The sequence below is a fragment of the Campylobacter sp. genome (assembly GCF_030528245.1).
Classification (GTDB): Bacteria; Campylobacterota; Campylobacteria; order Campylobacterales; family Campylobacteraceae; genus Campylobacter_D.
On the sequence record NZ_JAUMZG010000047.1, the window covers coordinates 1 to 7,514 of the forward strand.

The window sequence follows — 7,514 nt, forward strand, 5'->3', positions numbered from 1 at the left end:
GCGATGATACTGCGCCTCACTGGCGTGGGGAAAGTAGCATGACGGGGCATTGTTGAGAACTCAAGCCCAAAAATAAGGCCTCAAATTTTTTAAGCCTTTTTTTTGAAGCAGTATTTTTTAAAAAAAAATCTTAAAAAGAGATAAAAAAATTTTTCTTTAAGGTTTCTAAACTTAAACGCTCATGAAAATTGTAGTTTTCAATACAAAAAAAGAAAGATCACCAAAGATACCCAAAGCAAAGGCCGAAAAAGTCGGGATTTTCGTTAAAAAACAAGGATTTAAGTTTTTTATATTTTTGATGCCATTTAAGCTTAGAAAGCTTAAATTAAGTCATCTATAAGTTTCGGCTTAATATTCGGGCATTTTTGACCCATTTTTACACCCAAAACTTAAAAAAAAAATTTTTTTTCCTTAAATTAAAAAATTAAGCATAATATAAGCAAAACATCAGGCGTCTTAAGGTTTTTGCTCGCCTGATGGGTCAAGAGTGTCCGCCCGGGTTTGCCTCGGCCGCCAAAATTTCCCGTTTTTCATTTTCACCACTTTTTAAAATCCATGCAGGGGGGGCTCTTTTTGTGTCATGTAAATCCGCGCGAAATTTATTCCTTAAGCGCAAAATATAGCATCATCTACAAAAACTTGTAGAATTTCCAAGAATTTCAACCGCCTCTCGTGCGGCCGCGCAAAGTGCCACGCAAAATCGGCGCCGATCTGAAAGTCTGCCCGCTTGCTCTCGTGCGGCCGCTTTGTGTCCTGGCAAAATTTCCCATCGAGCGATCAAGCCGGGTTTAAATTCACATCCTTGAGCGTGTTAATCAGCCTTCAGTCTTTTGCGTGAGAGGTGTCGTCGGGTTTGGGGCGCGAGGGCTTTGTGTCCTGGCAAAATTTCCCATCGATGGGGCCGCTTTGTGTCCTGGCAAAATTTCCCATCGATGAGGCCGCTTCGGTCCCAATGACCTTAACCCCCAGTGCCCGCACCAGCGCCAAATGTCCAGCTATCATCACTCTCCCCCCTCGTTTAGTTTTTTGATTTGTTCCATGTTTATGGTGCACCGCTTATAATGATAAAAAAGCAAAGAATAGGCATTAAGAATTTCAAGCTCATTACTAACCTGCGGCCGTGAAAGCGGTGGGATCTCCAAAAGCTCGGCAGGGATTTTCACCCGCTCGATTTTCACGCTATTAACAACACTATTCGTCCCACAAGCGCTCAAGCAAATCGTTAAAAAGCTTAGTAATATTATCCTCGCCATTTTGCCTCCTCGTCTCGATGTAGCCTCTAGCCTTCTCCACCCGCTGCATAAGCCGCTCACCTTCATGCTTTGCCGACCAAAGTGCATTAATATGCCGCTGGTGCTCGATGCGTAAATTTTCGATGACGCGAAAAAGATCCTCATTAGCCACCAGCGCGGCCTTGAGCTCCTGCTCAAAAAAAGCGGCCTCCTTAGCCTTTGCCTCAAGGCGCCACCAAAGCAGGCCGAGGGCTATCACCAGCGCCGCAAAGCCCGCGGCGGCTAGCAGCCTAAATCCACCCAAAAACGACAATGCCCCAAGCATTTGCTAATTCTTCTCGTCGGTTTTGATGACTTTGTCGAATTTCGCCTCTGCATAACGCTGCCAAGGCTTTAATTTTGATATATCCTCGACAATCCGACTAACCTTATCATCCAAACGTTCCAGCTTATCTATGTTTTCATCACAGTGTTTTTTCATGTATTCAAGCAGCATGGCGTTGTTTTCCTTATAGGCCTGTAAATTTGCCTTGGTTACAAGCGTATTTTCCTTGAGCTCAGTTTTAATTTCCTCCAAATTTTTAATCTGCTCCCCCTGCCGCTCCATGATGGTCGCAATATTTTGCTTATACAGATGCACCACAACGGCTCCCAAAGCAATCACAATCAGCCCCAGCAGGGCGTCGGCACCCAAATTTCCCAAAAGTGTCGCCGTCGTTAAGGTTTCCGTATTCATTCCTCAAACCTCGTCTCTTATGGTTAATATTATATCTTCCAAATTCGCGCCGCTTAAAAGGGTGTAAAATTCCCTGCAGGCCGCAACGCTTGAGCCTATGCTTTCGTTATCGTTAGCCTTAGTCTTGCCCAGCAAAATGCAGCCCTGTGTGTCCCTGTCTGTGTTGCCCCAGTGTATCAAAATATAGCGATCATAAGGCACAAGGTCGTTATAAACGCATATCATCTCGGCCCTTTTATCACCCGTGATTTCGCGCAGCCTCTTTTCAAAGCGGCTCCCCGGATGTCGCCTCAGTCGATACTCTCCCGCGGGCAGGCGAAGGTCTTGTCCGCGCTCATATCCAGCTTTATCCTCCTGCAGCGCAAAGGCGCTCCACACCAGCTCCTCGCCTTCATACACCTGAAATTTTCCAATCACGCAGGTTTTGGCCTGATAACGATTTATAATTTCTATCCTCATCAATTCATCCTCGCAAAAGCTTAAAAATTTTTTCTGTATTTTCCATCATGCTCATTAGCTCATCCTCATACCTATCTATCAGCTCAGCATCATTTAAAAGCTCGTTTAAAATTTCCCAGTTCTCTTCCGTGTAAATTTTAATCTCGTCTATCGTATCCCGTGCTAACACAAAACCCTTGCGCGGCGCGCTGCGATCTAGCGATCCCATGATATAGCCTCCGCCGCATCGATGCTCTGCGCTCTCTCAACCTCGTCCTTAAGGGCTCTAGCCTTAAAAACTATGCTCTCCTGCTCCTCCATCAGCGCCGTGGCAAATTCTTTAAATTTCGCCACGCTAAAGACCACCCGCCTATTATCCTCTGTGATCCACGTTACAATAACATTCGAATCGTTTTGGGAAAGCAGCGCTGCTTTGGAATAAATTTTACCAAGGCTAGCCTCACCCGTTTGATAAACCTCCCCCTCAAACTCAAAGCGCTTCAAGGCCTCATCGCGCGCCTCGTTGATTTCGCGCTGCTTCTCGCACTTTGCCACCACCAGAGCCTCGCTCGCCTCAAGGCTATCCCTCCACACTCTTAAATTCGGGTTATCAAGCATGTTCGGGTTTTGCCTCACCAGATCCACGCTTAGGCCATGATGCAGGCCGTAAGCATGCTTTTGCCACTTCATTTGCATTAAGTCCATTCCATCCTCCTTTAGCTAAAAAAATTTACGATGCCGTGCAGAGTCGGCGTGTTTTCGGCGATGTTAGTCGCGCGCTCGTTTGAATTTCCCCCATTTTTCACGCTTACATGCATCTGCAGCACCGAGCCCATGCCTACAGCCGTGCGGTGTTTATTCCCGCTTGTAAATCGTGTAAAATCATTATCCCTGCCCCATGAAATGAGGCGACTGGCGGCACCGACCAAGACCCCATTATGCCCGCAGTTTCCATGGATGCTAACCTGACCGATGTAGGCCGAGCTCGATACATTGACCAAGACCCCATTATGCCCGCAGTTTCCATGGATGCTAACCTGACCGATGTAGGCCGAGCTCGATGCACCGACCAAGACCCCATTATCTACCGCTTGAGTGGATGGACTCACCAGCTCGATCTTGTGCTCGACCGCGACCCTTGTGTTATCATCAAAATAAAACGGATAAAAAAAAGCGTTGTTGTCCGTTTTAGTGATTTGGGTTATATCTAGTCTTAAATTCCGCGCCGTGACGCTTGAGTTTAGCCGCGTGTAAAAAAGCCCCCCCTGCCAGCCGCTTTCACTCATAGCGTAACTCTTAGCCTTTAAATTCAGACTGTCGATGTTCAGGCTTGAGTTCTCAAGGTAAATAAAGCATTTTACAGCCTGCCGATCTCTAAAGCACTGTGAAAAATCCACCATGATCGGGTTGTTTGGATTCTTTTGTGCGATGACAATGCCGCTTAAATCCACATCAACAAGCACCAGCGGCTCATTCCACTCCCAGCCCTCCTGCAGCTCGACCTTAACGCTAGCGGCGCGCTGGTCCGTTTTGAAAAGCCGCCTGAATTTCGCAGCCTCGTTTAAGGCCTCATGCAGTGAGGCAAATTGTCCAGTTTCGTGGTTGTAACCCACCTCGATCACCTTATCAAAACTTAGCTCGATGCTTTTGTATTTTTCATGCTGAACCTCAAAGCGGCGGATAATATCGTGTCCAAAATTCTCAATCTCCGTGCGTTTATTTTCAAGCTGGGTCATCATTTCACTATTGTCAAAATTCTCCGTCATACCCTCAAGCAGCTCGTTTTTTTTAGCCTCAAGCGCGTCAAGAGCCTCATTTTTGGCGCTCGTGATTTCCCCAGCTTTTTGCGTGGCTAAATCTCTAAACTCATCCAGGCTGTCGCTGCGCAAGGCCTGAAACTCAGCCCGCTTTGTGTTCAAATCCTCCTCAGCCTGCGAAATGAGGCCTCTTAGGCTTGTTTCGCTTTGTGAAATTTCGGCGCGAAAGGCCTGAAGCTGGCTTAAAATAGCGTCTTTTTTATTGTCCAAATCCTCGGCCGAAAACTCAAGCTGCGCGCGGAATTTTTCAATCTCCGTATAATAAACATCAATCTCGTGCTTCAAATATTCCACATCCTCGAGGATCTCCTCAAATCTCGCGCTCTTTTCGCTCATCCTTTCGCTCAAGGCCTGGGCGCTATGCTCAAAAGCAGCCACATTAGCCTCGACATCCCTCGCCTTCGCCTTGATGTTTTGATAATGCTCCACCACCGCTTGCAAGGTCGTGTCGCATTTTTTGCTAGCTAGCCGGTAATCCTCATCAAGCTTTAAAAAACTTTCATACATATGCGAAACGGCCAAAAGGCTCAAATTCACCTGCTCGAGCCACTTGGTATTATCACCCAGTAGGGCTTTTAGCTCCTTTCTAAAATCTACGCTGACTGAATTTTCCCCGGGGGTCAGGGGGGTTCCCTCCTCGGACGCGGGGGGATCTAAAATTTCGCCGTTTTGCCCTGCTCTATTTTCCTCGTTCATCTTTTTGCCTTTCTAGTAGTTAAAATACGTTTGAAAGCTTCTCGCCTCTCTCGTGTTAGCGATCAAGGCCCGAAGCCGGTTACATTCCTTTTCATAAAGCCGCTCGTAAAAGCTCACCCGCTGTAAATTTGCCTCGTTGCTTTCCGTTTGAAAAAGATTAATCAAAACGCTAAAAATCAGCGCGCCCTCCAAAAAATCCCCGCTCTTAAGGACGCTTGAGGACTCTAGCTTCACACTTTCATTCACATACACCTCCAAGAGCCCGGTCGCGCAGGACTTTGGCAAAACGATCAGGCTCTGAAAGTCGCTAAAGCTTGAAATTTGCACGCTCTTGGCCTTTTCATTAAAGGGCCTAAGGGATTCTCTACCGTACCCTTATGGTCTGGGTGCGGCGCGAGGGCTGGCAAAGGAACAAGCTGGTCGAGGGTGTTTTACAAAGGGACATTAGAACCGACTTGTTAAAAAAAGAATTTGGCACAAGGATTGACATGGCTAGCCGTCAAATCAAGCAAAACATTACGCGCAACATCGATGACCTGCGTGAATTTCAAAGCCTAAGCGTGGAAGAGTTTAATCTCGAAATCGAAAAGATAAGCGATCAGGTTTTAAGCGCGGCGCTTAATGCTGAGTTTATCCACAAAAACATGCTGGAGAGCTTTTTATACGCTAAGCATGAGCTCAAAAGGATGGCCGCCCTGCGCGAGGGGCACAAGCCTTCACCCGCTTTGATAGCCATGGCCGAAAAAATCATTAATATGCTATCTAACATACAAAAAAGCCTCTATTCTAAAGACATCCTCGATCGTGCGCTGAGTGTCGAGGATGATAGCATTGACATGGAAAAACTAAGCGAGGCTGAACTCAAAAAACTACTCGCCCAAACAATAGAAACGCCCTAGGGCTTCAAATTCACGCGAAAGCACCCATCCCGCCCCTAACCCTTAGCCTTATCCCGTTTTGCGTTTTATGAAGGCGCTAGATGGTTTAAACGGCTATTTTAAAAAGCCCGCGCGCGCGACTGAGGATGTGAATTTAAACCCGGCCTGATCGCTCGATGGGAAATTTTGTCAAGCCTCAATGCTGCTCATCGATGGGAAATTTTGTCCGGCCTCAAAGCCCCCGCGCGCAAAGTTCCACGCAAAAAATCGGCGCCGATTTTGGCCGAGCTTTTGCCATCGCTCGATGACATCAACCAGTCATCCCAAAAAGAAGCCCAGCGCAAAATTAATATTCACATAATCCTCAAAAATCATCGCCAAAGTTTCCATAAATTTCTCCTTTCGTAAGCTTCTTAAGCCTTTTTTTTTGCGTGGATTTTAAATTAACATTTAGCAATTTTCAAAAAAAAGGGCAGACATGGGAAGCATCGTCGATAATATCATCAACACCGCATGGTGGCTTGTGGTCGGTTTTTTAGCCGTCTCGTTCATATCCTTTGCGCTCATAGCTTTGCGCGACTATTTCCTCAAAAAATGAGGCTCAAATATTCCACGTGCTAGTATAAAGGCTCCGCGCCCCAGTGCTAGTCTTGGGCTTGAATTCTGCAGGGGGACGGGCATCAGGGTGATTAATACAGCTAGCCAGCGCATCGATGCAGTCGTCTTTTCTAAAAGGCTTTTCTGGGTTGAAGCTCAATAGCTCTTTTTTGATTTGATTGAGTCCAAATGCCTGACTCAAAAACACCAGCGCGCCGCTATTATAAAAGGCCCGCATGGCCTTGATTTTATCCACCTTTGAAATTTTACGGCTCGCCGGATAAACCTCGATGATGTTGCTTATTAGCGGCTTGTTTTGCCGCTTGAGATTTTCATTCACCCGGACGATCTCACGCTGCAGCAGCCTGTGCAGGATGACGCCCCCTCCGTCGCTTTCGATGTAGCATTTTGCCTGCGGGTAAGCGATTAGCGTTTCAATGATGTGCTCACAGGTCTGCATCTCATCCCATATCCCATAAAAGCAGTTTTTTAAAACATAGCGTGCGCTATTTTCGCCAGCATTTTCCACCCCTACCACCACCAGCGCCCTGTTATCCGCGCGGGCATTGAGCGCCACCGCCCCGTCAAAAAAAATAAATTCGTTTTGATTTTTCATTTCAAAGCTCGGGATCGTTTTGAAATTCTCCAGCAAAAAATAACCCGCCTCGGTCGCATGAGGATCCTGTTGATATTGCGTGCTAAACTCATCCTCGCCCATTTGGATTTTTAGCGCTTTCAAATGCTCCTCGTCGTGCTTGGCCGGAAAAAGCGGCTCACCCGCGGCCCTTTCATAGCTAAAATCCCCAACCCTGTATGTCGCCGGCTCTTTGCTCAGCGCCTCGATTTTAAGATGAACCCACTTGTCGATGATTTCGCTCGAAAAATGCCGCTCGTTCATCAAAAAGCCGCACAGATCGTCATCCCCAAGCCGCTGCATCAAAATTGTAATATTGCTTTTCGTATCCTGCAGCCTCGTCAAAACACTATCCTTAAAGGCTTGATTAACAAATTCACGCTCTTTTTTGGACTTCATATTTTCCACCTTGATCGGATCATCGATTAAAATGCTGTCCGCGTGAAAGCCCGTCAGTGATGCTTTCAGTGTCGTTACAAAAAGCCC

Annotated in this window: 11 protein-coding genes; 1 reads left to right on the forward strand and 10 read right to left on the reverse strand. The window is 46.7% G+C overall.

Annotated elements, in window-relative coordinates; translation table 11 throughout:
- Window positions 1-822: 822 nt before the first annotated feature.
- The 9 genes from Q4A73_RS06930 to Q4A73_RS06970 are packed head-to-tail and all read right to left on the reverse strand — an operon-like array spanning window position 823 to window position 5,246.
- Window positions 823-1,005 (reverse strand): hypothetical protein, encoded by a 183-nt coding sequence (locus Q4A73_RS06930; protein WP_303206725.1) that lies wholly within the window; start codon window positions 1,003-1,005, stop codon window positions 823-825.
- A complete protein-coding gene (locus tag Q4A73_RS06935; RefSeq protein ID WP_303206726.1) occupies window positions 1,002-1,253 on the reverse strand; it encodes a hypothetical protein in 252 nt (83 codons plus the stop codon). Before Q4A73_RS06935 ends, Q4A73_RS06930 begins: the two co-directional genes overlap by 4 nt.
- Entirely contained in the window at window positions 1,192-1,557 is a 366-nt protein-coding gene (locus Q4A73_RS06940; RefSeq protein WP_303206727.1) for a hypothetical protein, read from the reverse strand. The genes Q4A73_RS06935 and Q4A73_RS06940 overlap by 62 nt, the downstream gene beginning before the upstream one ends.
- A 3-nt stretch (window positions 1,558-1,560) precedes the next feature.
- Window positions 1,561-1,968, reverse strand: coding sequence for a hypothetical protein (locus Q4A73_RS06945; RefSeq protein WP_303206728.1), 408 nt, complete (start codon window positions 1,966-1,968; stop codon window positions 1,561-1,563).
- A 3-nt stretch (window positions 1,969-1,971) separates the two neighbouring features.
- Window positions 1,972-2,427, reverse strand: coding sequence for a DUF5675 family protein (locus tag Q4A73_RS06950; RefSeq protein ID WP_303206729.1), 456 nt, complete (start codon window positions 2,425-2,427; stop codon window positions 1,972-1,974).
- Window positions 2,428-2,431: 4 nt separating this feature from the next.
- Window positions 2,432-2,635, reverse strand: coding sequence for a hypothetical protein (locus tag Q4A73_RS06955; RefSeq protein ID WP_303206730.1), 204 nt, complete (start codon window positions 2,633-2,635; stop codon window positions 2,432-2,434).
- A complete protein-coding gene (locus tag Q4A73_RS06960; protein ID WP_303206731.1) occupies window positions 2,623-3,111 on the reverse strand; it encodes a DUF4376 domain-containing protein in 489 nt (162 codons plus the stop codon). Before Q4A73_RS06960 ends, Q4A73_RS06955 begins: the two co-directional genes overlap by 13 nt.
- An 11-nt stretch (window positions 3,112-3,122) precedes the next feature.
- Window positions 3,123-4,919, reverse strand: a complete 1,797-nt coding sequence (locus Q4A73_RS06965) for a hypothetical protein (RefSeq protein ID WP_303206732.1) — start codon at window positions 4,917-4,919, stop codon at window positions 3,123-3,125.
- A 12-nt stretch (window positions 4,920-4,931) separates the two neighbouring features.
- Entirely contained in the window at window positions 4,932-5,246 is a 315-nt protein-coding gene (locus Q4A73_RS06970) for a hypothetical protein (RefSeq protein WP_303206733.1), read from the reverse strand.
- A gap of 50 nt (window positions 5,247-5,296) precedes the next feature.
- Here Q4A73_RS06970 and Q4A73_RS06975 point away from each other — a divergent pair, with 50 nt between their 5' ends.
- A complete protein-coding gene (locus Q4A73_RS06975) occupies window positions 5,297-5,818 on the forward strand; it encodes a hypothetical protein (RefSeq protein WP_303206734.1) in 522 nt (173 codons plus the stop codon).
- A gap of 580 nt (window positions 5,819-6,398) precedes the next feature.
- Here the strand turns inward: Q4A73_RS06975 and Q4A73_RS06980 are convergent.
- Window positions 6,399-7,514, reverse strand: a 1,116-nt coding sequence (locus tag Q4A73_RS06980) for a hypothetical protein (RefSeq protein ID WP_303206735.1), incomplete at its 5' end; no start/stop codon positions are given.

What these genes read in the sequence shown, in the direction of transcription:
- Q4A73_RS06935 (WP_303206726.1), bottom strand. Translation starts at nt 1,253, where the DNA reads ATGGCGAGGATAATATTACTAAGCTTTTTAACGATTTGCTTGAGCGCT.
- Q4A73_RS06940 (WP_303206727.1), bottom strand. Translation starts at nt 1,557, where the DNA reads ATGCTTGGGGCATTGTCGTTTTTGGGTGGATTTAGGCTGCTAGCCGCC.
- Q4A73_RS06945 (WP_303206728.1), bottom strand. Translation starts at nt 1,968, where the DNA reads ATGAATACGGAAACCTTAACGACGGCGACACTTTTGGGAAATTTGGGT.
- Q4A73_RS06950 (WP_303206729.1), bottom strand. Translation starts at nt 2,427, where the DNA reads ATGAGGATAGAAATTATAAATCGTTATCAGGCCAAAACCTGCGTGATT.
- Q4A73_RS06955 (WP_303206730.1), bottom strand. Translation starts at nt 2,635, where the DNA reads ATGGGATCGCTAGATCGCAGCGCGCCGCGCAAGGGTTTTGTGTTAGCA.
- Q4A73_RS06960 (WP_303206731.1), bottom strand. Translation starts at nt 3,111, where the DNA reads ATGGACTTAATGCAAATGAAGTGGCAAAAGCATGCTTACGGCCTGCAT.
- Q4A73_RS06965 (WP_303206732.1), bottom strand. Translation starts at nt 4,919, where the DNA reads ATGAACGAGGAAAATAGAGCAGGGCAAAACGGCGAAATTTTAGATCCC.
- Q4A73_RS06975 (WP_303206734.1), top strand. Translation starts at nt 5,297, where the DNA reads ATGGTCTGGGTGCGGCGCGAGGGCTGGCAAAGGAACAAGCTGGTCGAG.